24 protein-coding genes are annotated in these 25,760 nt (G+C 60.4%); 15 read left to right on the forward strand and 9 right to left on the reverse strand.

Translation table 11 applies throughout. The annotated features are described in order from the left end of the window. Nucleotides 1-139: 139 nt before the first annotated feature. Both D7I37_RS06440 and metB read right to left on the reverse strand, forming a co-directional pair. Nucleotides 140-2,575: a bifunctional aspartate kinase/homoserine dehydrogenase II gene (locus D7I37_RS06440; protein WP_061799738.1), complete on the reverse strand. Its 2,436-nt coding sequence runs from the start codon at nucleotides 2,573-2,575 to the stop codon at nucleotides 140-142. Between the two features lie 2 nt (nucleotides 2,576-2,577). Beyond that, a complete protein-coding gene (gene metB, locus D7I37_RS06445) occupies nucleotides 2,578-3,738 on the reverse strand; it encodes a cystathionine gamma-synthase (RefSeq protein ID WP_129543470.1) in 1,161 nt (386 codons plus the stop codon). 317 nt (nucleotides 3,739-4,055) lie between these two features. Between metB and metJ the strand changes: the two genes are divergently transcribed. Continuing rightward, entirely contained in the window at nucleotides 4,056-4,373 is a 318-nt protein-coding gene (metJ, locus tag D7I37_RS06450; protein WP_012147461.1) for a met regulon transcriptional regulator MetJ, read from the forward strand. 77 nt (nucleotides 4,374-4,450) lie between these two features. On the opposite strand, the gene rpmE is transcribed toward metJ, so the two are convergent. Further along, nucleotides 4,451-4,666 (reverse strand): 50S ribosomal protein L31, encoded by a 216-nt coding sequence (gene rpmE / locus D7I37_RS06455; RefSeq protein ID WP_073970353.1) that lies wholly within the window; start codon nucleotides 4,664-4,666, stop codon nucleotides 4,451-4,453. A 199-nt stretch (nucleotides 4,667-4,865) separates the two neighbouring features. Here rpmE and priA point away from each other — a divergent pair, with 199 nt between their 5' ends. From priA to rraA, 7 genes are all read left to right on the forward strand, one after another. Then, a complete protein-coding gene (gene priA, locus D7I37_RS06460; protein WP_061799741.1) occupies nucleotides 4,866-7,061 on the forward strand; it encodes a primosomal protein N' in 2,196 nt (731 codons plus the stop codon). Nucleotides 7,062-7,354: 293 nt separating this feature from the next. Beyond that, a complete protein-coding gene (gene cytR / locus D7I37_RS06465; RefSeq protein WP_061799742.1) occupies nucleotides 7,355-8,383 on the forward strand; it encodes a DNA-binding transcriptional regulator CytR in 1,029 nt (342 codons plus the stop codon). Between the two features lie 65 nt (nucleotides 8,384-8,448). After that, on the forward strand, nucleotides 8,449-9,381 hold the full coding sequence (ftsN, locus tag D7I37_RS06470) for a cell division protein FtsN (RefSeq protein WP_061799744.1): 933 nt from the start codon (nucleotides 8,449-8,451) through the stop codon (nucleotides 9,379-9,381). Between the two features lie 101 nt (nucleotides 9,382-9,482). After that, nucleotides 9,483-10,013 (forward strand): ATP-dependent protease subunit HslV, encoded by a 531-nt coding sequence (gene hslV, locus D7I37_RS06475; protein WP_012147466.1) that lies wholly within the window; start codon nucleotides 9,483-9,485, stop codon nucleotides 10,011-10,013. Between the two features lie 12 nt (nucleotides 10,014-10,025). After that, nucleotides 10,026-11,360 (forward strand): HslU--HslV peptidase ATPase subunit, encoded by a 1,335-nt coding sequence (gene hslU / locus D7I37_RS06480; RefSeq protein WP_061799746.1) that lies wholly within the window; start codon nucleotides 10,026-10,028, stop codon nucleotides 11,358-11,360. A gap of 96 nt (nucleotides 11,361-11,456) precedes the next feature. Further along, nucleotides 11,457-12,374 (forward strand): 1,4-dihydroxy-2-naphthoate polyprenyltransferase, encoded by a 918-nt coding sequence (locus D7I37_RS06485; protein ID WP_061799747.1) that lies wholly within the window; start codon nucleotides 11,457-11,459, stop codon nucleotides 12,372-12,374. Between the two features lie 75 nt (nucleotides 12,375-12,449). Continuing rightward, a complete protein-coding gene (rraA, locus tag D7I37_RS06490) occupies nucleotides 12,450-12,935 on the forward strand; it encodes a ribonuclease E activity regulator RraA (RefSeq protein WP_061799748.1) in 486 nt (161 codons plus the stop codon). A gap of 61 nt (nucleotides 12,936-12,996) precedes the next feature. On the opposite strand, the gene zapB is transcribed toward rraA, so the two are convergent. Beyond that, complete coding sequence (zapB, locus tag D7I37_RS06495) at nucleotides 12,997-13,236, reverse strand: septal ring assembly protein ZapB (protein WP_061799749.1); 240 nt, start codon at nucleotides 13,234-13,236, stop codon at nucleotides 12,997-12,999. A gap of 542 nt (nucleotides 13,237-13,778) precedes the next feature. Here zapB and D7I37_RS06500 point away from each other — a divergent pair. From D7I37_RS06500 to glpX, 3 genes are all read left to right on the forward strand, one after another. Beyond that, nucleotides 13,779-14,624 carry an MIP/aquaporin family protein gene (locus D7I37_RS06500; RefSeq protein ID WP_061799790.1) on the forward strand — a complete coding sequence of 282 codons (846 nt, stop codon included), beginning with the start codon at nucleotides 13,779-13,781 and terminating at the stop codon, nucleotides 14,622-14,624. Between the two features lie 42 nt (nucleotides 14,625-14,666). Further along, nucleotides 14,667-16,175 (forward strand): glycerol kinase GlpK, encoded by a 1,509-nt coding sequence (glpK, locus tag D7I37_RS06505; protein ID WP_061799750.1) that lies wholly within the window; start codon nucleotides 14,667-14,669, stop codon nucleotides 16,173-16,175. 131 nt (nucleotides 16,176-16,306) lie between these two features. Then, nucleotides 16,307-17,317, forward strand: coding sequence for a class II fructose-bisphosphatase (glpX, locus tag D7I37_RS06510; RefSeq protein WP_061799752.1), 1,011 nt, complete (start codon nucleotides 16,307-16,309; stop codon nucleotides 17,315-17,317). Nucleotides 17,318-17,348: 31 nt separating this feature from the next. Here the strand turns inward: glpX and emrD are convergent, their stop codons facing one another. Beyond that, the gene (gene emrD / locus D7I37_RS06515) at nucleotides 17,349-18,533 is read right to left on the reverse strand and encodes a multidrug efflux MFS transporter EmrD (RefSeq protein ID WP_061799754.1); all 1,185 of its coding nucleotides are present in this window, start codon (nucleotides 18,531-18,533) and stop codon (nucleotides 17,349-17,351) included. A gap of 297 nt (nucleotides 18,534-18,830) precedes the next feature. Between emrD and D7I37_RS06520 the strand changes: the two genes are divergently transcribed. Together D7I37_RS06520 and fpr are read left to right on the forward strand one after the other, a co-directional pair. After that, nucleotides 18,831-19,442 (forward strand): metalloregulator ArsR/SmtB family transcription factor, encoded by a 612-nt coding sequence (locus D7I37_RS06520; RefSeq protein WP_061799755.1) that lies wholly within the window; start codon nucleotides 18,831-18,833, stop codon nucleotides 19,440-19,442. Nucleotides 19,443-19,445: 3 nt separating this feature from the next. After that, nucleotides 19,446-20,192, forward strand: a complete 747-nt coding sequence (gene fpr, locus D7I37_RS06525) for a ferredoxin--NADP(+) reductase (protein ID WP_061799756.1) — start codon at nucleotides 19,446-19,448, stop codon at nucleotides 20,190-20,192. 11 nt (nucleotides 20,193-20,203) lie between these two features. Here the strand turns inward: fpr and D7I37_RS06530 are convergent, their stop codons facing one another. Further along, complete coding sequence (locus D7I37_RS06530) at nucleotides 20,204-20,629, reverse strand: DUF805 domain-containing protein (protein WP_061799757.1); 426 nt, start codon at nucleotides 20,627-20,629, stop codon at nucleotides 20,204-20,206. A 199-nt stretch (nucleotides 20,630-20,828) separates the two neighbouring features. Between D7I37_RS06530 and D7I37_RS06535 the strand changes: the two genes are divergently transcribed. Together D7I37_RS06535 and tpiA are read left to right on the forward strand one after the other, a co-directional pair. Next, complete coding sequence (locus D7I37_RS06535) at nucleotides 20,829-21,419, forward strand: DUF1454 family protein (protein WP_095099827.1); 591 nt, start codon at nucleotides 20,829-20,831, stop codon at nucleotides 21,417-21,419. A 127-nt stretch (nucleotides 21,420-21,546) separates the two neighbouring features. Further along, entirely contained in the window at nucleotides 21,547-22,314 is a 768-nt protein-coding gene (gene tpiA / locus D7I37_RS06540; protein WP_061799760.1) for a triose-phosphate isomerase, read from the forward strand. 66 nt (nucleotides 22,315-22,380) lie between these two features. Here tpiA and D7I37_RS06545 read toward each other — a convergent pair whose 3' ends face one another. From D7I37_RS06545 to fieF, 3 genes are all read right to left on the reverse strand, one after another. Further along, nucleotides 22,381-23,370 (reverse strand): sulfate ABC transporter substrate-binding protein, encoded by a 990-nt coding sequence (locus tag D7I37_RS06545; protein ID WP_061799761.1) that lies wholly within the window; start codon nucleotides 23,368-23,370, stop codon nucleotides 22,381-22,383. Nucleotides 23,371-23,556: 186 nt separating this feature from the next. Then, the gene (gene pfkA / locus D7I37_RS06550) at nucleotides 23,557-24,519 is read right to left on the reverse strand and encodes a 6-phosphofructokinase (protein WP_061799763.1); all 963 of its coding nucleotides are present in this window, start codon (nucleotides 24,517-24,519) and stop codon (nucleotides 23,557-23,559) included. Between the two features lie 230 nt (nucleotides 24,520-24,749). Beyond that, on the reverse strand, nucleotides 24,750-25,652 hold the full coding sequence (fieF, locus tag D7I37_RS06555) for a CDF family cation-efflux transporter FieF (protein WP_095099834.1): 903 nt from the start codon (nucleotides 25,650-25,652) through the stop codon (nucleotides 24,750-24,752). Nucleotides 25,653-25,760 lie beyond the last annotated feature (108 nt).

The following is a 25,760-nucleotide window of genomic DNA, read 5'->3' on the forward strand; positions in this document are numbered from 1 at the left end:
TGGCTAAAGAGTCAACAGGAAAGTGAGGGTAATAAGATGATTAATCCTCACCCGTTAAGAGAAAGAGTTTCATGATGTCGGCGCAGGTAATTATGGCAGGAAAAACGAAGGGGCGCGGCGAGGCGCGCCCCAGAGAGAATTAAAGCAGCTGCGCCAAACGGTTAAGATCCGACTGGATCGCGCCGGCGGTCACGTCGCGGCCGGCGCCCGGCCCACGGATCACCAGCGGGTTGTCGCGATACCAGCGGCTGTCGATGGCGAACACGTTGTCGCACGGCAGCAGCGAAGCCAGCGGATGCTCGGGACGCACCGCCTCCACGCCGACCCGCGCCTTGCCGTTGGCGTCGAAGCGCGCCACGTGGCGCAGCACCAACCCCATTTCACTGGCGGCCTCAAAGCGTTGCTGCATCTGCTGGTTCAGCGCATCGCCGTTCTCGAAGAACTGATCGACGGAGCCCTGCTCACAGCCCGCCGGCACCAGCGACTCGACCCGCACCTGATTCGGTTCGATGTCATAGCCCGCTTCGCGCGCCAGGATCACCAGCTTGCGCATCACGTCCTGGCCGGACAGATCGACCCGCGGATCCGGTTCGGTCAACCCCTGCTGCCAGGCCTGATCCACCAGCTCGGTGAACGGCACCGTGCCGTCGTACTGCAGGAACAGCCAGGACAGCGTGCCGGAGAAAATGCCGCTGATCGCCAGAATGCTGTCGCCGCTGTCGCGCAGATCGCGCACCGTGTGGTTGACCGGCAGGCCGGCGCCGACGGTGGCGTTATACAGCCAGTGGCGGCCGGTTTTGGCGAAGGCGTCGCGGATTTGGCGATAGGTGTCGCCGCACGATGCCCCGGCCAATTTGTTGGCGCTGATAACGTGGAAACCGTAGCTGGCGAAATCCAGATACTGCTCGGCCAGGTTTTCGCTGGCGGTAACGTCGAGCACCACCAGATCGTCAAACGGGTGCGCGCGCATCCACAGGAACAGCGACTCTTCGTCCAGCTCCTGCGCCTCTTCCTCAAAGAACGCCAGCGCGCGGCTGGCGTCCAGCCCGTCGTAGTCCAGCAGGCTGCGGCGGCTGTCCACCACCCCCGCCAGGCTGAACTCGAAGCCGCTGCGGGCGGAAATGTTTTTTTGCTCGCGGGCGAACAGCTCCAGCCAGCGCGAGCCGATGTTGCCCTTGCCGAACAGCACCAGGCCGATGCGTTTTTCCGCGCGGAACAGGCTCTGGTGCAGCCCCTGGATCAACAGCGCGGTCGGGCCCTGACGCAGCACCGCCACCAGGCTGATGCCGTCTTCCGCCTGCCAGATAAACTCTACCGGCTGATCTTTCAGCTGCTGATAGAAACGGTGACTGTGCAACGGATTCTTGCACACCCCCGCTCCCACCAGCGCCACCAGCGCCAGGCCTTCACGCAGCTGCAGCTCGCCCGGCAACGCCGCGCCCTGCAGGATGCGCAGCGCGCTGTTGGCCACTTCGGAGGTGTAGCACAGCTGCACCAGGCTGCGATCGGGGTGAACGCCCACCGCCAACGGTTTGATCTGCGCGCGTTTCAGCACCAGATCCAACTCTTTTTGCGCCAGCTTGAAATCATGCTGGCCGGCCACGCGCAGTTCGATCAGGCAAACGTCGTCATGACTGGTGACAATCTTGGCGCCGGTGCCGGAAGCCAGCACGCGCTCGATGCGCGTCGAACCCTGTTCCGGCTGATAGCTGCAGCGCAGCTGAAGATCGATATCGCTGCCGGAAACCGGCTGCAGGGTGCGGGTGTGCAACACCGGCGCCGCCAGGCGCGCCAGTTCGCTGGCCTCGTCCAGCCGCAGCAGCGGCAGCAGGCAGGCGTCCTTCACCTTGCGCGGGTCGGCGCTGTATACCCCGGCCACGTCGCTCCAGATGGTTACGCGCTCAGCGCCGGCCAAGGCGCCGATCTGGGTCGCGGAATAGTCGCTGCCGTTACGCCCCAACAGCACGGTTTCTCCGGCGTCGTTGCGTGAAATAAAGCCGGTCACCACCAGGCGCTTGCCCGGGTGCTGAGCCAGCAGCTGTTGCAACAGCGGGTAAGAACGGCCTTCGTCCACCTGCGGCTGCGCGGCGCGCTCCGCACGCAGGAAGTCACGCGCATCAAGCCAGGCCGCCTGCATATCCAGCTGATTGAGCACCGCCGCCATCAGCCGCGCCGACCAAATCTCGCCGTGCCCCACCACTTCGGCGTAGCAAACGTCGTCGACCTTGTCGTCCAGCAATACCGCCAGGCGCTCCAGATCCTGAATGAACCGGGCGATCAGCGGCTCCGCGCTCTCCGGCGGCAGCAGGCCGCCGATCAATTCGCTGTGATAACGGCGCAGCGCTTGCTGCACCTGATGCGCAGAGAGGCGATCGCTCTGACTGAGCTTCAGCCAGCTGATCAATTGGTTGGTGGTGCTGCCGGCGGCCGACACCACCATCATGTCGCCCGGCTGGCTATATTCGGCCATGATCCCGGCCACGCGCAGATAACACTTCGCGTCCGCCAGGCTGCTGCCGCCAAACTTGTGCAGTTGACGCCCGCTCACCGGCCCTGCTACCGCAATTGCATTCATGCTTACCTCGTTGCCGCCGCCTGGAAAGCGCGTTCCAGATCGGCAATCAAATCTTCACTGTCTTCAATACCCACGGAAATGCGCAGCAGGCTCTCGGAGATGCCGGCCGCCGCCCGCGCTTCCGCCGCCATACCGGCGTGGGTCATGGTCGCCGCATGCGAGATCAGGCTTTCTACGCCGCCCAACGATTCTGCCAGAGTAAACAGCTCAAGGGCAGAGAGAAAACGGCGCAGTACCGCTTCATCGCCGTCCAGTTCAAAGCTCAGCATCGCGCCGAAGCCACGCTGCTGCCGACGGGCAATCTCATGCCCCGGGTTTTCCGGCAGAGAAGGATGATACAGCTTTTTCACCAGCGGTTGCTGCTGTAAATAACTGACAATCGCCTCGGCGTTTTGTTGCGCCGCCTTGATGCGCGGCGACAGGGTGCGCATGCCGCGCAGCAGCAGATAGCTGTCGAACGCGCCGCCGGTCACGCCAATATTGTTCGCCCACCAGGCCAGCTCGACCGCCAGCGCCGGATCTTTGGCAACCACCGCGCCGGCCACCACGTCCGAGTGGCCGTTAAGGTATTTGGTACAGGAATGGACCACCAGATCGGCACCCAGTTCGATCGGCTGCTGCAGCGCCGGGCTGAGGAAGGTGTTGTCCACCACCGTCAGCGCACCGGCGGCGTGCGCGGCGCGACAGATGGCGGCAATGTCCACCACCCTCAGCAGCGGGTTGCTGGGGCTTTCGATCAGCACCAGCTTGGGTTTTTGCGCCAATGCCTGCCGCAGCGCTTCTTCATTCCCCTGATCGACGAACAGCACCCGGTAGGCGCCGCGCTTGCTCAGGCTGTCGAATAAACGGTAGCTGCCGCCGTAGCAGTCGTGCGGCGCCACCAGCAGATCGCCGGGCTGCAGAAAGACGGTGGTCACCAGGTGGATAGCCGACATCCCGCTGCCGGTCATCACCGCGCCGGCACCGCCTTCCAGCTCCGCCAAGGCGCGTTGCACCACGTCGCGCGTCGGGTTGCCGCGGCGCGAATAGTCATGGGCTCGGGGTTGGTTGAAGTCGGTAAAGTTATAGGTGCTGGACAGATGGATCGGCGGGACAACGCAGCCGTACTGTTCGTCGTCGTTCAGGCCGCTGCGTACGGCAATCGTGGCTGGTTTACGCGTCATAGGGTCGCTCGGCTCTCGGGATGTCGGTGAATGAGGCCTAAAGATTAATCGCATCGAGTATAGACGTCAATACATCTGGACATCTAAACTTCTTTGCGTATAGATTGAGCAAAGCCGCAATACCCGCTAAAATTATGCCAGTTTGACATGACGATAAGATGTTAACCGAAAATGCATAGGCGGAGCCTATCGAACCTCGGCATTCAGTGACCCTGGTCGCGTAAAATTGACATTTATTTAGTGAGAACAGTGAAGATCGGGCATAATTGGCCGGTTTTTAGAATTTTGTAATTTTTCTGACAAATTTAAGGTGTCCCATGGCTGAGTGGAACGGCGAGTATGTCAGCCCTTACGCTGAACACGGTAAAAAAAGCGAGCAAGTAAAAAAAATCACGGTATCCATTCCGCTGAAGGTCCTGAAAATCCTCACCGACGAACGGACCCGTCGCCAGGTGAACAACCTGCGCCACGCCACCAACAGCGAATTGCTGTGCGAAGCGTTCCTGCATGCCTTTACCGGCCAGCCGCTGCCGAACGATGAAGACCTGCGCAAAGAACGCAGCGACGAGATCCCGGAAGCCGCAAAGCTGCTGATGCGCGAACTGGGTGTCGATCCCGATACCTGGGAATATTAAGCGCCGGCCTGCGAACGCAGGCGGCAGAAACGAAAAAAGGCGCCGAAGGCGCCTTTTTCATCTGACGATAAGAAATCTTATTTCTTAGCGCCTGGTACGCTGAAGCGCTTGTTGAAGCGGTCAACGCGGCCACCGGTAGCAACGTCACGCTGCTTGCCGGTGTAGAACGGGTGGCATGCGCCACAAACGTCCAGGTTCAGATCGTGACCCACGGTAGAGCGGATTTTGATCACGTTACCGCAAGAGCAGTTAGCAGTAACTTCGTCGTATTTTGGGTGGATACCTTGTTTCATGGGAAACCTCAGTTAAGGCCGTGTCGCTATCCAGCCCTGTTTCGCCAGACACCACACGTGGTTGATAATAGAATTTGGTATCGAATTATACCAAAGGCGGCAAATTATACAGAATTAAAAGTGCCGCGCAATCGGAACCGTACATTTGCCGGCGCGCCGTGTAAACTGATGGCCTCTTTTTTTCACTCTGGATGACCCCATGCCCGTTGTTCACGTTGCTTTGCCGGTACCCCTCGCCCGCACCTTCGACTATCTGCTGCCGCCTGGCCCGCAGCCGGTGGCCGGCGCGCGCGTTTGCGTGCCCTGGGGCAAGCAGCGGGCGATCGGCATCGTCACCGGCTGCAGCGAAACCAGCGAGCTGCCGCTGGAGAAGCTGAAACCCATCGACAGCGTTCTCGACCACGCCTCGCTGTTCTCTCCCAGCCTGTGGCGAATCCTGCGCTGGGCCAGCGATTACTACCATTACCCGATCGGCGAAGTGCTGTTTCACGCGCTGCCTATCCTGCTGCGGCAGGGCAAACCGGCCGAAGCCGCGCCGCTGTGGCAGTGGTTCGCCACCGAACAGGGCCGCGCCACGCCGCCGGAAAGCCTGAAGCGCGCGCCCAAGCAGCAGCAGGCGCTGGCGGCGTTGCTGCAGCGCCCGGTCTATCGTCATCAGGTCAGCCAGCTCGAGCTGACCGAGAGCGCCCTGCAGGCGCTGCGCACCAAAGGGTTGATCGACCTGCGCTCGCAGGTCGCCGCCACCCAGGACTGGCGCCCCCATTTCGCCGTGCTGGGGGAACGGCTGCGGCTGAACACCGAGCAGGCCACCGCGGTGGGGGCGATCAGAAGCGAGGACGAGCAGTTCGCCGCCTGGCTGCTGGCCGGGGTGACCGGCTCCGGCAAGACCGAGGTCTACCTCAGCGTGCTGGAGAACATCCTGGCCAAGGGGCGGCAGGCGCTGGTGCTGGTGCCGGAAATCGGCCTGACGCCGCAGACCATCGCCCGTTTCCGCGAACGCTTTAACGCGCCGGTGGACGTGCTGCACTCCGGGCTGAACGACAGCGAACGGCTGGCGGTATGGCTGCGCGCGCGCAGCGGCGAGGCCGCCATCGTTATCGGCACCCGCTCGGCGCTGTTCACCCCGTTCCAGCGGCTGGGCGTGATCATCATCGACGAAGAACACGACAGCTCTTATAAACAGCAGGAAGGCTGGCGCTATCACGCCCGCGATCTGGCGGTGTTCCGCGCCCGGGAAGAAAACATCCCGATGGTGATGGGGTCCGCCACCCCGGCGCTGGAAACGCTGCACAACGTGCAGTTGGGCAAATACCGCCAGCTGAAACTCACCCAGCGCGCCGGCAACGCCAAGCCGGCGGCGCAGCACCTGATCGATCTGAAAGGCCTGCCGCTGAAGGTCGGCCTGTCGCAGCCGCTGCTGAAAAGCATGCAGCACCATCTGAAGGCCGGCAATCAGGTGATGCTGTTCCTCAACCGCCGCGGTTACGCCCCGGCGCTGCTGTGCCACGAGTGCGGCTGGATCGCCGAATGCCAGCGCTGCGACCATTACTACACCTTCCACCAGAATCAGCGCCAGCTGCGCTGCCACCACTGCGACAGCCAGCGGCCGGTGCCGCACCAGTGCCCGCAGTGCGGCTCCACGCACCTGGTCTCGGTCGGCGTCGGCACCGAGCAGTTGGAAAACGAACTGGCGCCGCTGTTTCCCGACACCCCGATCACCCGCATCGATCGGGACACCACCAGCCGCAAGGGCTCGCTGGAACAACATCTGGCGGATATCCACCGCGGCGAATCGCGCATTCTGATCGGCACCCAGATGCTGGCGAAGGGTCACCACTTCCCGGACGTCACGCTGGTGGCGCTGCTGGACGTCGACGGCGCGCTGTTCTCCGCCGACTTCCGCTCCGCCGAACGCTTCGCCCAGCTGTATACCCAGGTCTCCGGGCGCGCCGGGCGGGCGGGCAAGCAGGGCGAGGTGCTGTTGCAAACCCACCACCCTGAGCATCCGTTGCTGCAAATTTTGCTGCAACAGGGTTACGACGCCTTCGCCGCGCAGACCCTGGCGGAGCGCAACAGCGTATTCCTGCCGCCCTACACCAGCCACATTATCGTGCGTTCGGAAGATCATGATAATCAGCAGGCGCCGCTGTTCCTGCAGCAGCTGCGCAACCTGCTGGAGGCCAGCCCGCTGAAGGACGACGCGCTGTGGGTGATGGGGCCGGTGCCGGCGCTGCAGTCCAAACGCGGCGGCCGCTTCCGCTGGCAGCTGCTGCTGCAGCATCCTTCCCGGCGGGTGTTGCAACAGTTAATGAAGAGCTCGCTGCCGTTGATCGGCACCCTGCCGCAGGCGCGGAAGGTGAAGTGGACCCTGGACGTCGATCCGATAGACAGTTGATCCCAGAAAAGTCTGATTCAGTTGCCTTGAGGCAAACGTTTACCCTTGAAATTGCGAGCGAACGCTAAAAAACCTTCTCAAGTCACATTTTTTATGCAAATTAGGTAACAAAGGCGGGACATATTCTGTTTAGAATGTCTGCCAAGAGAAATTTTGTCGCCGAAAGTCGCGGCGTACAGAAAGGCTCAAGCGCGGATGACGAGAAATGATAACAACACCCTCACCGCACGCCGAAAATTGTGAGCAAACTGCAGTAGTCGCGTTGGCATGGGGCTGACGCAAGGAGAAAGGCGTTGGAACACAAGAAAGATTTATCCATGGCGACCATGAAAGACGTCGCCGAAATGGCGGGCGTTTCAACGGCTACAGTATCGCGCGCGCTGATGAACCCGGAAAAGGTGTCAACGCCGACGCGTCAGAAAGTGGAACAGGCCGTCCTGGCCGTGGGTTATTCTCCTCATGCCCTGTCACGCAATATCAAGCGCAATGAATCTCGCACCATCCTGGTGATCGTTCCCGACATCTGCGATCCGTTTTTCGCCGATGTGATCCAGGGGATCGAGCAGACCGCCGCGCAGCAGGGCTATCTGGTGCTGATCGGCGACTGCGCGCAGCAAAATCAGCAGGAGCGCACCTTCGTCAATCTGATCATCACCAAACAGATCGACGGCATGCTGCTGCTGGGCTCCAACCTGCCGTTCGACGCCAGCAAGGAAGAGCAGCGCAATCTGCCGCCGATGGTGATGGCCAACGAGTTCGCCCCCGAGCTGGAACTGCCGACGGTGCATATCGATAACCTGACCGCCGCCTTCGAGGCCGTGCATTATTTACACCAGCTGGGCCACAAGCAGATCGCCTGTGTCGCCGGGCCGGAACAGATGCCGCTGAGCCATTATCGGCTGCAAGGTTACATTCAGGCGCTACGTCGTAATGGCATTAGCGTCGAAAGCAGCTATATTACCCGGGGTGATTTTACTTACGAAGCCGGCGCTCAGGCGCTGGCGGCGTTGATGGCTCAGCCTAAACCGCCTACGGCCGTCTTCTGCCACAGCGACGTAATGGCGATCGGCGTGCTGTCGCAGGCGAAAAAAATGGGCCTGCGGGTACCGCAGGATCTGTCGATAGTGGGTTTCGACGACATCAAGCTGGCGCAGTATTGCGATCCGCCGTTAACCACGGTGGCTCAGCCGCGCTACGAGATTGGCCAGCAGGCGATGCTGCTGCTGTTAGAGCAGTTGCATGGGCACACGGTGGCAAGCGGCTCGCGGTTGTTGGACAGCGAGTTGATTATCAGAGGCAGCACGGCTGCCCCTAAACGCTAGTCAAATATTTTAGGGTTCAGTAACATGACGGACTTATCCCCTCATCAGGACACAGCGGAATAATAGTGGCACAAAAAGACTATGTAAGCCGTGGGCGCGCAGCAGGAGCTAAGCGTAAAACCCCCAGCCGTAAAAAACGCAGTTCTCCGAAGGTCTCCAAAACCGTGCTGGCGTTGGCCGCCGCGCTGTTGGTGATCTTTATCGGTGGCCTCTATTTCATCACGCACAATAAGCCGGACGACGCGCCGCTGCTGCCTGCGCATACCAACCGCCCGGGCAACGGGCTGCCGCCGAAGCCGGAAGAGCGCTGGCGCTACATCAAAGAGCTGGAGAACCGCCAGATTGGCGTGCAGACGCCGACCGAACCGACGGCCGGCGGCGAAGTGAACTCCAAAACCCAGCTGACCGCCGAGCAGCGCCAGCTGCTGGAGCAAATGCAGGCCGATATGCAACAGCGCCCGACGCAGCTGAATGAAGTGCCGTACAACGACCCTTCGCAAGCCGCCGCGCGCAGCAATAGCCGCCAGCAGCAGATGCAACAGCAGCAGATGCAACAGCAACAAATTCAGCAACCGCAGGTTCAGCAACCGCAGCAGGTGGCCCAACCGCGCAATCCGTTCAACAGCGGAGCGACAACCGCGCCGGTGCAACAGCATCAGCCGGCGGCTCAGCCAAAACCGGCCGCGCCGCCGCCGACGCAGGTCAAGCAGCCTGAACCCAAGCCGCAGCCTAAGCCGGAAGTGAAGCAGGAAACGGCCAAGCCGGAGTCCAAGCAGAAATGGATGGTGCAGTGCGGTTCGTTCCGCGCTACCGATCAGGCTGAATCCGTGCGCGCGCGCCTGGCGTTTGAAGGCATCGAAAGCCGGATTACCGCCGGCGGCGGTTGGAACCGCGTGGTGCTCGGCCCGTACAGCAGCCGCGCAGCGGCGGACAAAACCCTCTCTCGCCTGAAGGGCGTCGGCATGTCGAGTTGCATTCCCCTCTCCGTTGGGGGTTGAAAAGCGTCAATCCCCCCCATCTATACTCTCAATATGCCTCGTAGCCTCTGCGCAAGCAGAAGCTGCGAGGGCTTCTTTCCGTCTTCAACGAGGGTCTGCTCGTGACAACAATTGTAAGCGTACGCCGCAACGGCCAGGTAGTGATCGGTGGCGATGGCCAGGCTACCCTGGGCAATACGGTGATGAAGGGCAACGTCAAGAAAGTGCGTCGCCTGTATAACGACAAAGTGATTGCCGGTTTCGCCGGCGGCACCGCTGACGCCTTCACGCTGTTTGAGCTGTTTGAGCGCAAGCTGGAAATGCACCAGGGGCATCTGGTGAAAGCCGCCGTCGAGCTGGCGAAAGATTGGCGCACCGACCGCATGCTGCGCAAACTCGAAGCGCTGCTGGCCGTCGCCGATGAAAACTCCTCGCTGATCATCACCGGCAACGGCGACGTGATTCAGCCGGAGAACGATCTGATTGCCATCGGCTCCGGCGGCCCCTACGCCCAGGCAGCCGCCCGCGCGATGTTGGAAAATACCGAGCTGAGCGCCCGCGAAATCGTTGATAAATCTCTCAACATCGCCGGTGACATCTGTATTTACACCAACCATTTCCACACCATTGAAGAATTGCCTTCCAAAGCGTAAGGATCGAATACCATGTCTGAAATGACCCCGCGCGAGATCGTCAGCGAACTGGACAGCTACATCATTGGCCAAAACAAGGCCAAACGCGCTGTCGCCATTGCCCTGCGCAACCGCTGGCGCCGGATGCAGCTCAACGAGATGCTGCGTCACGAAGTGACACCAAAGAACATTCTGATGATCGGCCCGACCGGCGTCGGTAAAACCGAAATCGCCCGCCGTCTGGCGAAGCTGGCCAACGCGCCGTTCATCAAGGTTGAAGCCACCAAGTTCACCGAAGTGGGCTATGTGGGTAAAGAAGTGGACTCCATCATCCGCGACCTGACCGACGCCGCCATCAAAATGGTGCGCATGCAGTCGATCGAGAAAAACCGCACGCGCGCCGAAGAACTGGCCGAAGAGCGCATTCTCGACGTGCTGATCCCGCCGGCCAAGAACAACTGGGGCCAGCCGGAAGAGCATCAGGAGCCATCGGCCGCCCGCCAGGCGTTCCGCAAAAAACTGCGTGAAGGCCAGCTGGACGATAAAGAGATCGAAATCGACCTGGCCGCCGCGCCGATGGGCGTGGAAATCATGGCCCCTCCGGGCATGGAAGAGATGACCAACCAGCTGCAGTCGATGTTCCAGAACCTCGGCGGCCAGAAGCAGAAGCCGCGCAAGCTGAAGATCAAGGAAGCCTTCAAGCTGTTGGTGGAAGAAGAAGCCGCCAAGCTGGTGAACCCGGAAGAGCTGAAAGAGCAGGCGATCGAAGCGGTTGAGCAGCACGGCATCGTGTTTATCGACGAGATCGACAAAATCTGTAAGCGCGGCGGCCAGAGCTCCGGCCCGGACGTCTCGCGCGAAGGCGTGCAGCGCGACCTGCTGCCGCTGGTGGAAGGCTGTACCGTCTCCACCAAGCACGGTATGGTGAAAACCGATCACATCCTGTTCATCGCTTCCGGTGCCTTCCAGACCGCCAACCCGTCGGATCTGATCCCTGAACTGCAGGGCCGTCTGCCGATCCGCGTTGAGCTGCAGGCGCTGACCACCGAAGATTTCGAGCGCATTCTGACCGAGCCGAGCGCGTCGCTGACCGAACAGTACAAAGCGCTGATGGGCACCGAAGGCGTCAATATCGACTTCACCGCCGACGGCATCCGCCGCATCGCCGAAGCAGCATGGCAGGTAAACGAAAGCACCGAAAACATCGGCGCGCGTCGCCTGCACACCGTGCTGGAGCGTCTGATGGAAGATATTTCCTACGATGCGAGTGAAATTAACGGCCAATCCATTACAATTGATGCGGATTACGTGCGTAGTCATCTGGATGAACTGGTTGCGGATGAAGATTTGAGTCGTTTTATCCTATAATCGCTCTATCACTGTCCTGTCAGTCATCTGTGTGGGAGGCCTTGCCTCCCACAATTATTTCCAATGGACACAGCAACTTACTGACAGAAGCGAAACATGAGCTCATCAACCCCCACCACCCCTATCAGCGCCTGGCTGGAAAGTTTACGCCCGCGCACCCTGCCGCTGGCCTTTGCCTCCATCGTGGTCGGCTCGGCCATCGCCGCCTGGCATGGCAGCCTGAAACCCGGCGTAGCGCTGCTGGCGCTGTTGACCGCCGGCCTGCTGCAAATCCTCTCCAATCTGGCTAATGACTATGGCGATGCGGTAAAGGGCAGCGACAAAGAAGACCGCATCGGGCCCTTGCGCGGCATGCAGAAAGGCATGATCACCCAGGCGCAGATGAAACGGGCGCTGGTGCTCACGGTGGTGCTGATCGCCATCGCCGGCGGTTCACTGATCGCCGTCGCCTGCGAGCAGCCCAGCGACGTGGTGGGCTTCCTGGTGCTGGGCGGGCTGTCGATCGTCGCCGCCATTACCTATACCGTCGGCACCAAACCCTACGGCTATCTGGGGCTGGGCGACATTTCGGTGCTGGTGTTCTTCGGCTGGCTGAGCGTGGCCGGCACCTATTATTTGCAGACGCATACCTTCGACAGCGTGGTGATGCTGCCGGCCACCGCCTGCGGGCTGCTGGCGACGGCGGTGCTCAATATCAACAACCTGCGCGATATCGAGAGCGACCGCGAAAACGGTAAGAATACTCTGGCGGTGCGGCTCGGGCCGCAGAAGGCGCGGGTCTACCATGCCCTGCTGTTGGGCGGCGCCGTGCTGTGCTTCGCGCTGTTTACGCTGTTCAACCTGCGCAGCCTGTGGGGCTGGCTGTTCGTGTTGGCGATCCCATTGCTGGTTCGCCATGCGCTGCGCGTGCTGCGCGACCCGACGCCGGTCGGCATGCGCCCGATGCTGGAGCACATGGTGAAGGCGGCGCTGCTGGCCAATCTGCTGTTCGCCATCGGCGTGGCGCTCAGTTAAAAACCGATGATTTTGCCAACGGGGCGAATAAAGGGATATACTGGTTATTCCAGCGGCAAACAGACGTAAAATCCTATGAAATACGATACTTCCGAACTTTGCGACATCTATCATGAAGAGGTGAACGTTGTTGAACCTCTATTCTCCAATTTTGGCGGGCGTACTTCATTTGGCGGGCAGATCACCACGGTGAAATGCTTTGAGGATAACGGCCTGTTGTTCGACCTGCTTGAAGAAAACGGCCGCGGCCGCGTGTTGCTGATCGACGGCGGCGGCTCGGTGCGTCGCGCGCTGATCAACGCCGAACTGGCGCGCCTGGCCACCCAGAACGAATGGGAAGGTATCGTGGTGTACGGTGCGGTGCGCCAGGTGGACGATCTGGAAGAGCTGGACATCGGCATTCAGGCGATGGCGGCGATCCCGGTGGGGGCCATCAGCGAAGGCGTGGGCGAAAGCGATATCCGCGTTAACTTCGGCGGCGTCACCTTCTTCTCCGGCGACCATCTGTATGCCGACAATACCGGCATGATACTTTCCGAGGATCCGCTCGATATCGAGTGATCGTCAGACATGAAAAAGGGCGCCTGAGGCGCCCTTTTCGTTGCTGCGTGGCGGCGTGGAATCAGACTTCTTCCATTTTGCCCAGCAGCGCGCGCAGGCGATCTTGCCATACGTGCTGTTCTTCTTTCAGCTGCTGGTTCTCGCGCACCAGCGACTCGTGGTTGCCGGAGGCAGCCTGAACTTCCTGCGACAGAGCGTTGTTTTTGTCTTTCAGCTCTTCAATTTCCATCTGCAACAAGGTGATGGTATCAATCGCCTGCTGAACTTTTGCTTCCAGTTTCTCAAATACTTCAAATGACATTCTTCAGTCCCCTCATGATAGCAAGGCGTACATCTATAGGTAACGGCCGCAACTCAGGTTGCAACTGCTGCGAATATGCATCGCGCCAAGTGACACGCGTTGTTGTGAAAATAACGCGCCTGTCTCGATAAAACGTTTCTTTCGATAAAAACGATTGTAAGTAGCCTGTCCCCGACTGTCTAGCAACATACCGGCTCATCGCGCAGTCTGTTGCAATTTTCCTGTCGCCACCATCAGTAAAAACTGAAAATGCCGTCGCCTCCCTTCACCGGGTTGTTAACAATCGCCGGGTGAAGCACTGGTCAGATCACACTTTCATGGCTCAGAAAGAACACAGAACGACGCGAATTCGCTCAATTTTATGACGAAGCACACACATTTTGATTTCGCTATTTCTCGTTTATGTTCGTTAACGATAAATTTACATCACGTCCTCATTCGATAATTGGACGAGATGAAAAAAACTGTACCCATAGGCCAGACGGATACCAAAAACCTGAGCCTATAAACCTATAACCGCCGTTTTGCAGGACAACAACATTATGAGCCAAACCACCAGTCCGACATTAAAAGGCCAGTGCATCGCGGAGTTTCTCGGCACCGCGCTGCTGATCTTCTTTGGCGTAGGCTGCGTTGCCGCGCTGAAACTGGCGGGCGCCAGCTTTGGTCAGTGGGAAATCAGCATCATTTGGGGCCTGGGCGTCGCCATGGCCATTTATATGACCGCGGCAATCTCCGGCGCACACCTCAACCCGGCGGTCACCCTGGCCCTGTGGCTGTTCGCCTGCTTCGACGGCCGCAAGGTGCTGCCTTACATCCTGGCGCAAATCGCCGGCGCCTTCTGCGCGGCGGCTCTGGTCTACGGGTTGTACTACAACCTGTTCTTCGACTTCGAAGCGGCGCATCATATGGTGCGCGGCAGCAACGAAAGCCTCGATCTGGCCGGCATCTTCTCGACCTACCCTAATCCGCATATCTCCGTCGGCCAGGCGTTCCTGGTGGAAACGGTGATCACCGCCATCCTGATGTGTCTGATCCTGGCCCTGACCGACGACGGCAACGGCATTCCGCGCGGCCCGCTGGCGCCGCTGCTGATCGGTCTTCTGATTGCGGTCATCGGCGCCTCTATGGGACCATTGACCGGCTTTGCGTTGAACCCGGCGCGCGACTTCGGCCCGAAACTGTTCGCTTACCTGGCCGGCTGGGGCAAAGTGGCCTTCACCGGCGCCCGCGACATCCCGTACTTCCTGGTGCCGATCTTTGGCCCAATCATCGGCGCAGGCCTGGGTGCCTTCGGCTACCGCGCACTGATTGGCCGCCATCTGCCTTGCGACGTCTGCGTAACGGATGAAGAGTCCGCCGCCAAGACCCAGCAGCGCAAAGCGTGATTGGCGCAGTTTTAACCGGTTAACAACAGCAGGACTAAGATCATGACAGTAGAAAAAAAATACATTGTCGCTCTCGACCAGGGGACCACCAGCTCTCGCGCCGTCGTGCTCGATCACGATGCCAACATCGTTGCGGTGTCGCAGCGTGAATTCACCCAGATTTACCCGAAAGCCGGCTGGGTTGAACACGACCCGATGGAGATCTGGTCATCGCAAAGCTCCACCCTGGTGGAAGTGCTGGCGAAAGCCGACATCAATTCCGACCAGATCGCCGGCATCGGCATCACCAACCAGCGCGAAACCACCATCGTCTGGGAAAAAGAGACCGGCAAACCCATTTACAACGCCATCGTCTGGCAGTGCCGCCGCACCGCCGAGATCTGTGAGAAGCTCAAGCGCGACGGTCTGGAAGAGTATATTCGTCACAACACCGGTCTGGTGGTTGACCCTTACTTCTCCGGCACCAAGGTCAAGTGGATCCTGGACAACGTGGAAGGCGCCCGCGAGCGCGCCAAGCGCGGCGAGCTGCTGTTCGGCACCGTCGACACCTGGCTGGTGTGGAAGATGACCCAGGGGCGGGTGCATGTCACCGATTACACCAACGCCTCGCGCACCATGATGTTCAACATCCATGAGCTGGACTGGGACGAACGCATGCTGGAAGTGCTGGATATCCCGCGCGCCATGCTGCCGAAAGTGCGCCCGTCTTCAGAAGTGTACGGCCAGACCAACATCGGCGGTAAGGGCGGCACCCGTATTCCTATCGCCGGCATCGCCGGGGACCAGCAGGCGGCGCTGTACGGCCAGCTGTGCGTCCAACCGGGCATGGCGAAGAACACCTACGGCACCGGCTGCTTCCTGCTGATGAACACCGGCAAGGAAGCGGTGCGCTCCAGCCACGGCTTGCTGACCACCATCGCCTGCGGGCCGCGCGGTGAAGTGAACTACGCGCTGGAAGGCGCGGTATTCATCGGCGGCGCGTCAATCCAGTGGCTGCGCGACGAACTGAAGCTGATCAGCGACGCCGCCGACTCCGAATACTTCGCCACCAAGGTGAAAGACAGCAACGGCGTCTACGTGGTGCCGGCCTTCACCGGCCTCGGCGCGCCTTACTGGGACCCGTATGCCCGCGGCGCCATCTTCGGCCTGACCCGCGGCGCCAACAGCAACCACATCATCCGCGCCACCCTGGAGTCTATCGCCTATCAGACCCGCGACGTGCTGGACGCCATGCAGGCCGATTCCAATACCCGCCTGCAGTCGCTGCGCGTGGACGGCGGTGCGGTCGCCAACAACTTCCTGATGCAGTTCCAGTCCGACATCCTCGGCACCCGCGTAGAGCGCCCTGAAGTGCGCGAATCGACGGCGCTGGGCGCCGCTTTCCTGGCGGGCCTGGCCATCGGCTACTGGAACGACCTGGATGAGGTGAAAAGCAAGGCGGTGATTGAACGCGAATTCCGCCCAAGCATCGAAACCACCGAGCGCAACTACCGTTACAGCGGCTGGAAAAAAGCGGTGGCCCGCGCTCAGGCGTGGGAAGAACACGACTAAGCCCGCGTTGCCGTTTACCCCCTGAATTGCGCTGCCCACGGGCGGCGCTTTTTTTTGCCCCGCCCCGCCGCCGGCGCGCTGTGATAAACTTTGTCGATATTTCCTTCCCTTCTCACAGACAGGTTTTTGCCATGAAACGTGAATTAGCCATCGAATTTTCCCGCGTAACCGAAGCCGCCGCGCTGGCGGGCTACCAATGGCTGGGGCGCGGCGACAAAAATGCCGCCGACGGCGCGGCGGTCCACGCCATGCGCATCATGCTCAATAAAGTGGATATCGATGGCCGCATCGTGATCGGCGAAGGTGAAATTGATGAAGCGCCGATGCTGTATATCGGCGAGCAGGTCGGCAGCGGCCAGGGCGACGCGGTAGACATCGCGGTCGATCCGATCGAAGGCACCCGCATGACCGCCATGGGCCAGTCCAACGCGCTGGCGGTGCTGGCGGTGGGCGATCGCGGCACCTTCCTGCACGCGCCCGACATGTATATGGAAAAGCTGGTGGTCGGCCCGGCGGCGCGCGGCGCCATCGATCTCAACCTGCCGCTGGCGGAAAACCTGAAAAACGTCGCCGCGCGCCTCGGCAAGCCGCTGACGCAGCTGACGGTGATCGTGCTGGCCAAGCCGCGCCACGACGGCGTGATCGCGCAGATGCAGCAGCTCGGCGTGCGGGTGTTCGCCATTCCTGACGGCGACGTGGCGGCCTCGATCCTGACCTGCATGCCGGAAAGCGAAGTCGATCTGATGTACGGCGTCGGCGGCGCGCCCGAAGGGGTGATTTCCGCCGCGGTGATCCGCGCGCTGGACGGCGACATGCAGGCGCGCCTGCTGCCGCGCCATCAGGTGAAGGGCGACAGCGCCGAAAACCGCCGCATCGGCGAAGAAGAGCTGGCGCGCTGCCGGGAGATGGGCATTGAGGCCGGCAGGGTGCTGCAGTTGGGCGAAATGGCGCGCAACGACAACGTGATCTTCTCCGCCACCGGCATCACCAAGGGCGACCTGCTGGACGGCATCAGCCGCCAGGGCAATGTGGCCACCACCGAAACCCTGCTGATCCGCGGCAAGTCGCGCACCATCCGCCGCATTCGCTCCACCCACTATCTGGACCGCAAGGACCCAGCGCTGCACCCGTTCCTGCTGTAATGAATCAGGGCGCCGTTTGGCGCCCTGCGTTTTATGCGGTATGCCCCTGATGCTGCATCCGATTGGACAACGGCCACCAGCACAGCAAAATCAGCACCGCCATCGCGAACATCAGCAACCCCAGGCTGAACTGCCCGGTTTGCGGCAGCATGGCGGACAGCCAGGTCGCCAGGCCGGAGCCCATGTTCTGCATGCCGCCCACCAGCGCGCCCGCCGCGCCCGCCAGATAAGGGAACGGCTCCATCGCGCCGGTGGTGGCCAACGGGAACAGCATGCCGGCGCCGAAGAAGAACAGCGCCGCCGGCACGATCAGCGTCCAGATGTTCATCACCCCGAACCAGCCCGGGATCCACATCATCAGCCCCGCCAACAGGCAGCTGATCACCGAATGCCACATCAGGCTGTGGAAGGTTTTGCCGTCGCGCCCGGCGTACCAGGCGCCAAAGAACGCCGCCGGGATCGGCAGGATAAACAGAATGCTGACGGTCAGGCCGCTCAGCCCCAGCACGCCGCCCATCAGCACGCCGCAGCTGGCCTCAAACACCGCAATCCCCGCCAACGCGCCGATCAGCATCACCAGATAACAGCTGAAGGTGCCGTCCGTCAGCAGTTGGCGGAAGCTGGCCAGCATGCGACGCTTCTCCGTCAACGCCGGCCGGGTTTCCGGCAACCAGCGGAACATGGCGAAGGCGACGCCGGCGCACAACGCCAGCAGGAAGGCATAGCTGGCGCGCCAGCCAAACAGCATCGCCAGCGCGCCGCCGATCACCGGCGCCAGCAGCGGGCTGACCAGAATGCCCATATTCAGCAGGCTGTTGGCGTAGCGCAGCGCGGTGCCGGCATACAGGTCGCGCGGCATGGTGCGCGCCATCACCCCCGCCACGCCGGTACCCATGCCCTGGATGGCGCTGGCGGCCACCAGCATCGTCAGGCTGTTGGACAGCAATGCCCCCAGCGCGCCGATCAGGAAGATCATCATCCCGGCCAGGATCACCGGCCGGCGGCCGATGCGGTCCGACAGCGGGCCGTAAATCAGCTGGGAAAAGCCGTAGGTCATCAGATAGGCCGCCATCACACGCTGCACGGCGCCGGTACGGACCGACAGGTCGTGCGCGATATCGGCAATGACGGGAACATAGATGGTTTGCGCCATCTGACCGACGGCAACCAGCAGGATCAGCATCACCAACAGGTGAAAGTTTTCAATTTTTCTCATTATCTTCGTTAACGTATCAACTCGTCACAGCGTCCCGGTATGGCCGTTGAAGCAGCCAGAACGGCGAGCAGCCCTCTATGGCGGCATAAGCTACCAAATCTGATTTTTTAAGCGAGTTTCAGCGAGATATTGATCCAGGTCACACTGGCAGCAAACGCAACCAGCCTCGTAAATTAAACTGTACGACTCACGCCCGGGGGACGAAAAAAGCCTAAACAGCAGTAGTGTGGCTTTAGCATTTAATCGATAATTATTTTCAGCAACTTAAAATAAAATAACACCATAGGGATTGGGTTAATGAAAACGCCAGAGCTGATTTTATTGCAGTTGAATACCCTCGGCCCGCATTCGGCCAAAATGCTGGCCGAGCGTTTGGGCATGACGCCGATGGGTATCCGACAACATCTGCAATCCCTGGAAAGACGTGAGCTGGTTTGTTACGAAGAGGCGCGCACCAAGGTTGGCCGCCCGACCCGTTATTGGTCTTTGACCGACCGGGGGCACGCCCGTCTGGCCGATGACCAGGACAGGCTGCGGGGATCCGCCATTCAGCTGTTTGGCGCCGCCGGCGCCGAGCCGTTGATCAACGCGCGCGAAGACAAGCTGTATCTGCGCTATGTCGAACAGCTGTCTGCGGAAACCACGCATCGGGACAGGCTTGCCCGCCTGGTGCGCCTGCGGCAGCATGACGGCTATATGGCCGAACTGCTGGAACATCCGCACGGCATGCTGCTGGTAGAGAACCCGTGCCCGATTGGCGTGGCCGCCACCGCCTGCAGCAGCCTGTGCAATTCGGAGCTGCGGCTGTTTCATCGCCTGTTCGGCAACGGCTACCGAATAGAACGCACCGCGCATGCCATTTCCGGCTCACGACATTGCGCTTATTTGATTCGACCACGGGAGCTTTAGAGTATGGCTGAATGGGTTAACGGCAAAGTTACACAGGTAAAACAATGGACCGACGGGCTGTTCAGCATCATCGTCGACGCCCCCATTGATCCCTTTACCGCCGGGCAGTTTGCCAAGCTGGCGCTGGAAATCGACGGCGAACGCGTGCAGCGCGCCTATTCTTACGTCAACGCCCCCAGCGACCCGAACCTGGAGTTTTATCTGGTTACCGTGCCGGAAGGCAAGCTGAGCCCAAGGCTCAACCAGCTGCGCCCCGGCTCGGAGGTGATGATCACCAAAGAGGCCGCCGGGTTCTTCGTGCTGGATGAAGTGCCCGAGTGTGAAACCTTGTGGATGCTGGCGACCGGCACCGCCATCGGCCCTTACCTGTCAATCTTGCAGCAAGGCGCCGGGCTGGACCGCTTCAAAAATCTGGTGCTGGTGCACGCCGCCCGTTTTGCGCGCGATCTGAGCTACCTGCCGCTGATGCAGCAATTGCAGCAGCGCTACAACGGCAAGCTGCGCATTCAGACCGTCGTCAGCCGCGAAGATCTTGCCGGCTCCCTGACCGGGCGCGTACCCGCGCTGATCGAAGATGGCCGGCTGGAGGCGGCGACGGGCCTGATCCTCAACGCCGAAACCGACCACGTGATGCTGTGCGGCAACCCGCAGATGGTGCGGGATACCCAGCAAACCCTGAAAGACCAGCGCCAGATGCGCAAGCACCTGCGCCGCAAGCCGGGCCATATCACCAGCGAACACTACTGGTAATACCTTCGGGCCTATTTGGCGCGGAACCTTACCGGCTCGGCCTCCGGGCCGAAACGGTTATTCCCCGGCGTGCCGACAAAGGCGCCGAGATCGATAAGCATCATCACGATAATCAGCGTCGGAACGAAACGCCCGACGCCCCACTGCCAGATCGGCGCCAGCATCTGCCAGTTGCCCGCCGCCAGCATCCACGCCAGGATCAACAGCAGCGCCCACCAGCCGGCCTTGTTGCGATCGTGCAGACGCTTAACCAACACCGCCGCCGTCGGCCACAACAGCGCGACGATAAAGAACGCGATCGACTGAATGGCCACCAGCTGATAATTCGCCAGCGTAAAGGCCGCCGCCATCAGCGCCAGCCAGGCGCCCATCCAGATCCAGAATTCGCGCCGCCCGATGCGGCCCTTAAAAGAAAAACACCACTGCTGTAACGTCATCGATTCCTGCGCTCTAAGCCTGCCCATATTCTGCGCCGCAGTGTAACATAGGCGCCGTCGGGCCGAGATTTCCGCCTCGCATAACGCGGTACGCCGCACAGCTTTTCCTTCAGCAAGCCGATCGGGGTGTGGGATCTTTGACAACGCCCCCCGGTTATCGCTTTAATCGGAGCCATCTTTGTTGTTGATGTCATACGCCATGCTGAGAAAAATCACCGCCATTGCCTGCCTGCTGCTGGCCGCCGCCAGCGCCTGGGCCGATCCGCCGGATGCCGCCGCAGACGCATCCCCCGCTGCGCCCTACCTGTTGGCCGGGGCGCCGACCTTCGATCTGACGGTGGTGAAATTCCGCGAAAAATACAACCGCGATAACCCGACGCTGCCGATCGGCGAGTTTCGCGCCATCGCGGCCGCCGAAGACGACTCGCCGCTGCTGACCCGCGCCGCCAGCAAGCTCAATGAAAACCTCTATGCCTCCACCGCGCTGGAAAAAGGCACCGGTAAAATCAAAACGCTGCAGATCACTCACCTGCCGCTGCAGCAGAGCAACGAAGAAAAGGCCGCTCGCGCCATCGCCGTCAGCTATATGGCGGCGCTGATGCGCCAGTTCGAGCCGGCGCTGACGGTAGAGCGGAGCCAAAGCAAAGTGAACAACCTGCTGGAAAAAGGCAAAGGATCGCGCTTTTATCAACAACAGGTCGGCGCCATTCGCTACGTGGTGTCGGACAGCGGCGATAAAGGGGTAACCTTCGCGGTTGAACCGGTTAAGCTGGCGCTTTCCGAGCCTTAGCGGCAGGGTATTTAATGACGAAAAGCAAAGCCTTCGCGCTTAATCATCTCTATACTGTTGGGCAGGTAAACTGCCGGTCCGGCAGTTGTCATTTCGACTCTCGCGTTCCCTTGTTGGAGGAAAAAACATGCGTCATCCATTAGTTATGGGTAACTGGAAGCTCAACGGCAGCACCCACATGGTCAACGAACTGATCGCCGGCCTGCGCCAGGAGCTGAGCAGCGTCGACGGTTGCGGCGTCGCTATCGCACCGCCGGTAATGTATCTGGATCAGGCCAATCACGCGCTGGCCGGCAGCCGCATCGCCCTGGGCGCGCAGAACGTGGACATCAACCTGTCCGGCGCCTTCACCGGCGAAGTTTCCGCCAATATGCTGAAAGACGTCGGCGCCAGGTACATCATCATCGGCCACTCCGAACGCCGCACCTACCACAAAGAAACCGACGAAGCGATCGCCGAGAAATTCGCCGTGCTGAAAGAAGCCGGCCTGATCCCGGTGCTGTGCATCGGCGAAACCGAAGCGGAAAACGAAGCGGGTAAAACCGAAGAAGTTTGCGCTCGCCAGATCGACGCCGTGCTGAAAACCCTGGGCGCGCCGGCCATGAAAGGCACAGTGATCGCCTATGAGCCCGTGTGGGCCATCGGTACCGGCAAGTCAGCCACCCCGGCGCAGGCTCAGGCAGTACACAAATTTATCCGCGATCACATCGCCAAGCACGATGCGGCCGTTGCCGCTGAAGTGATCATCCAGTACGGCGGTTCGGTCAACGACAAGAACGCCGCAGAGCTGTTTGCTCAGCCGGACATCGACGGCGCGCTGGTTGGCGGCGCATCACTGAAAGCCGACGCTTTCGCCGTGATCGTCAAAGCCGCCGCCGCTGCGAAAAAAGCCTGATTTCATTCGGCTTGCCCATAAAAAAACCCCGGCTTGCCGGGGTTTTTTATTGCCGCTTGGCCGTGATCAGCGTTTGCTGATCTCGTCGAACACGCCGCCGGTGGCGAAGTGCACCTTCTGCGCTTCGGTCCAGCCGCCGAAGGTGTCATCCACGGTAAACAGCTTCAGTTTCGGGAACTGCTCGGCAAACTTGGCCGCCACCGCCGCATCGCGCGGACGGTAGTAGTTCTTGGCCGCAATGGTCTGGCCTTCCGGCGTATACAGATACTTCAGGTAGGCATTGGCCACGTCGCGGGTACCGCGCTTGTCCACCACCTTGTCCACCACCGACACGGTCGGCTCGGCAAGAATGGATTCGCTCGGGGTGATGATTTCAAACTTGTCTTTGCCCAGCTCTTTTTCCGCCAGCAACGCTTCGTTTTCCCAGGCGATCAACACGTCGCCGATGCCGCGCTCCACGAAGGTATTGGTCGCGCCGCGAGCGCCGGAGTCCAGCACCTCGACGTTCCGGTACAGGCTCTTGACGAATTCCTGCGCCTTGGCTTTATCGTTGTCGTTGTGATGCAGCGCGTAACCCCAGGCCGCCAGATAGTTCCAGCGCGCCCCGCCGGAGGTTTTCGGGTTCGGGGTGATCACCGAGACGCCCGATTTGACCAAGTCCGGCCAGTCATGGATTTGTTTCGGGTTGCCCTTGCGCACCAGGAACACGATAGTTGAAGTGTATGGCGCCGAGTTGTCCGGCAGGCGTTTGATCCAGTTCTTGTCGATGCGGCCGCGCTCGGCGATGGCGTCCACGTCGTAGGCCAGCGCCAGCGTCACCACGTCGGCCTCGATGCCGTTAATCACCGACGTCGCCTGCTTGCCGGAGCCGCCGTGCGACTGGCGCACCGTGACCTTATCGCCGGTCTGCTGCTGCCAGTGCTTGCTGAACGCGGTGTTATATTCCTGATAGAACTCGCGCGTCGGATCGTATGAGACGTTCAGCAATTGAATATCTTTCGCCATGGCGCCGGACGCCAACAGCACCAATGTCAGACCTACACCCCATTTACGCATCGACAGGCTCTCCCAGGAAAATTAAGCGCAACCTCAATCGGTTGATATAGCATCAGAGCCTGCCAGAAACTCTCCCGGCAATTAAAGAATAAAAAATTTTGGGCTAGACGATTCTGGAATATAACGCCGACGGGCATAAAAAAAGCCCCCGCAACGGAGGCTCTTGTCGGCGAGGCAAACGGCGGATCAGTACAGCTTTTTCGCCGTATCCAACCAGTCGCCCTTGAACGGACGCTTCATGTTCTCGATAGCGTCGATGATGTCGTGATGCACCATCTTTTCGTTCTGGATGCCGACGCAGCGGCCGCCGTAACCCTGCAGCAGCAGCTCGATGGCGTAAGCGCCCATGCGCGAGGCCAGGATGCGGTCGTAAGCGACCGGCGAGCCGCCGCGTTGAATGTGGCCCAGCACGGTCGCGCGGGTTTCGCGCTTGGTTTCCTGCTCGATATGGCGCGCCAGCTCATCGATATCGCAGATGTGTTCGGTGATCGCCACGATGGCGTGTTTTTTGCCCTTGGCGATGCCGGCCTTGATCTCGCACACCAGATCTTCACGGTTGAACTCGATTTCAGGCAACACGATGAACTCGCAGCCGCCGGCGATCGCCGCCGCCAGCGTCAGGTCGCCGCAGTAACGGCCCATGACTTCGACGATGGAAATGCGCTGATGTGAAGATGAGGTGTCGCGCAGGCGGTCAATCGCTTCCACTACGGTCTCCAGCGCGGTGAAGTAGCCGATGGTGTAGTCGGTGCCGGCCACGTCGTTATCGATGGTGCCTGGCAGGCCGATACAAGGAAAGCCTTCTTCCGTCAGGCGCTTGGCGCCCATGTAGGAACCGTCGCCACCGATCACCACCAGCGCATCGATGCCGCGGTTTTGCAGGTTTTCAATCGCCTTGGCGCGCACGTTTTCATCCCTGAACTCAGGGAAACGCGCCGAGCCCAGGAAGGTGCCGCCGCGGTTGATCATATCGGACACGCTGTAGCGGTCCAGCTGCTCCATGCGATCTTCGTACAAGCCAAGGTAGCCATCGTAAATACCAAAAACTTCCAGACCTTCCGAAAGTGCAGCACGCACAACGCCACGGATCGCAGCGTTCATACCCGGCGAATCACCGCCACTCGTCAGTACACCGATTTTCTTGATCATGACTACCTCTGAACTGTAGATGCAATTTCTTAAGAATTCTGTCTTCGCCGATTGCTTTGGAACCTCTCCGGCTGCAGAAAACCAGCTTTACGGCTTTATTGCTGGATATTATATCAAAAACACCCAGCTGAATTGATTCAAGTCACGCAATATAACGGTAAAAAAACCGCATGGCACGCTGAGCTAACTCAGGCATTTGTTGTCGCGCTTCGATCTGTGCCTCGATCTGATTATAGCTCCCAATGCCCCTGCCGGCCCGGCGGCACCACGGAGCAGGGATCCTGGTGGATGATGACGTCCGCCCCCGGGAAACGATGCAGCAGCGCCTGCTCCACCTGCTCCGCCAGACTGTGCGCCTGCCGCAGCGGCAGCGAATCCTCCATCTCCAGATGCAGCTGAATGAAACGCGTCGGGCCGGATTGGCGGGTGCGCAAATCGTGCGCGCCTTTCACGCCAGGCCAGGAAGACACCACCTCGATAATCGCCTGGCGTTCTTCATCCGGCAGCGCCCGATCCAGCAACGACTGCACCGCCTCATAACCCATGCGCAGCGCGCTATAGAGGATGTAGACGCCGATGCCCAACGCGAACAGCGCATCCGCCCGTTGGAAACCGTACCAGCTTAGCCCAAGAGCAATAAGAATAGCACCATTCATCATGACATCTGACTGATAATGCAGCATATCTGCACGCACCGCCTGACTGCGGGTTTTTCTTACCACCCAGCGCTGATAGGTGACCAGGATCAGCGTGCTGATCAGCGCCACCACCGTCACGACGATGCCGACCCCGGGATCGCGCAGCGTTTGCGGCGCATAAAGATGCTGAAAACCGGTGAGGAACAGAAACAGCGCCGAGCCGGAAATAAACATGCTTTGCGCCAGCGCCGCCAGCGACTCCGCCTTGCCGTGGCCAAAGGTGTGTTCTTCGTCCGCCGGCTGCAGCGAATAGCGCACCACCAGCAGATTGGTCAGGGAGGCGGCGATATCGACCAGTGAATCCACCAGCGCCGCCAACAGGCTGACCGAGCCGGTGTGATACCAGGCGATGATTTTTATCAGCAGAAGCGTGGACGCCAGCGCGGTGGCAGCGAGCGCGGCGGACTTTACCAGGCGCGCATATTGCTGTTCCATAACGAACCCCGGTTAAACGTGAGGCGCTCAGTATAGCGGAATGACGGGCAAAAAAAGCCCCGCCATCATGGCGGGGAAGACAGGGATGGTGTCTATGGCAAGGAAAAA

It is taken from the genome of Serratia sp. 1D1416, from assembly GCF_003641105.1.
GTDB classification, from domain to species: domain Bacteria; phylum Pseudomonadota; class Gammaproteobacteria; order Enterobacterales; family Enterobacteriaceae; genus Serratia; species Serratia ficaria.

What these genes read in the sequence shown, in the direction of transcription:
- pfkA (WP_061799763.1), bottom strand. Translation starts at nt 24,519, where the DNA reads ATGATCAAGAAAATCGGTGTACTGACGAGTGGCGGTGATTCGCCGGGT.
- glpK (WP_061799750.1), top strand. Translation starts at nt 14,667, where the DNA reads ATGACAGTAGAAAAAAAATACATTGTCGCTCTCGACCAGGGGACCACC.
- D7I37_RS06485 (WP_061799747.1), top strand. Translation starts at nt 11,457, where the DNA reads ATGAGCTCATCAACCCCCACCACCCCTATCAGCGCCTGGCTGGAAAGT.
- metB (WP_129543470.1), bottom strand. Translation starts at nt 3,738, where the DNA reads ATGACGCGTAAACCAGCCACGATTGCCGTACGCAGCGGCCTGAACGAC.
- metJ (WP_012147461.1), top strand. Translation starts at nt 4,056, where the DNA reads ATGGCTGAGTGGAACGGCGAGTATGTCAGCCCTTACGCTGAACACGGT.
- D7I37_RS06530 (WP_061799757.1), bottom strand. Translation starts at nt 20,629, where the DNA reads ATGACGTTACAGCAGTGGTGTTTTTCTTTTAAGGGCCGCATCGGGCGG.
- glpX (WP_061799752.1), top strand. Translation starts at nt 16,307, where the DNA reads ATGAAACGTGAATTAGCCATCGAATTTTCCCGCGTAACCGAAGCCGCC.
- zapB (WP_061799749.1), bottom strand. Translation starts at nt 13,236, where the DNA reads ATGTCATTTGAAGTATTTGAGAAACTGGAAGCAAAAGTTCAGCAGGCG.
- rpmE (WP_073970353.1), bottom strand. Translation starts at nt 4,666, where the DNA reads ATGAAACAAGGTATCCACCCAAAATACGACGAAGTTACTGCTAACTGC.
- D7I37_RS06545 (WP_061799761.1), bottom strand. Translation starts at nt 23,370, where the DNA reads ATGCGTAAATGGGGTGTAGGTCTGACATTGGTGCTGTTGGCGTCCGGC.
- D7I37_RS06440 (WP_061799738.1), bottom strand. Translation starts at nt 2,575, where the DNA reads ATGAATGCAATTGCGGTAGCAGGGCCGGTGAGCGGGCGTCAACTGCAC.
- emrD (WP_061799754.1), bottom strand. Translation starts at nt 18,533, where the DNA reads ATGAGAAAAATTGAAAACTTTCACCTGTTGGTGATGCTGATCCTGCTG.
- tpiA (WP_061799760.1), top strand. Translation starts at nt 21,547, where the DNA reads ATGCGTCATCCATTAGTTATGGGTAACTGGAAGCTCAACGGCAGCACC.
- priA (WP_061799741.1), top strand. Translation starts at nt 4,866, where the DNA reads ATGCCCGTTGTTCACGTTGCTTTGCCGGTACCCCTCGCCCGCACCTTC.
- D7I37_RS06535 (WP_095099827.1), top strand. Translation starts at nt 20,829, where the DNA reads ATGCTGAGAAAAATCACCGCCATTGCCTGCCTGCTGCTGGCCGCCGCC.
- fpr (WP_061799756.1), top strand. Translation starts at nt 19,446, where the DNA reads ATGGCTGAATGGGTTAACGGCAAAGTTACACAGGTAAAACAATGGACC.
- fieF (WP_095099834.1), bottom strand. Translation starts at nt 25,652, where the DNA reads ATGGAACAGCAATATGCGCGCCTGGTAAAGTCCGCCGCGCTCGCTGCC.
- hslU (WP_061799746.1), top strand. Translation starts at nt 10,026, where the DNA reads ATGTCTGAAATGACCCCGCGCGAGATCGTCAGCGAACTGGACAGCTAC.
- D7I37_RS06500 (WP_061799790.1), top strand. Translation starts at nt 13,779, where the DNA reads ATGAGCCAAACCACCAGTCCGACATTAAAAGGCCAGTGCATCGCGGAG.
- D7I37_RS06520 (WP_061799755.1), top strand. Translation starts at nt 18,831, where the DNA reads ATGAAAACGCCAGAGCTGATTTTATTGCAGTTGAATACCCTCGGCCCG.
- rraA (WP_061799748.1), top strand. Translation starts at nt 12,450, where the DNA reads ATGAAATACGATACTTCCGAACTTTGCGACATCTATCATGAAGAGGTG.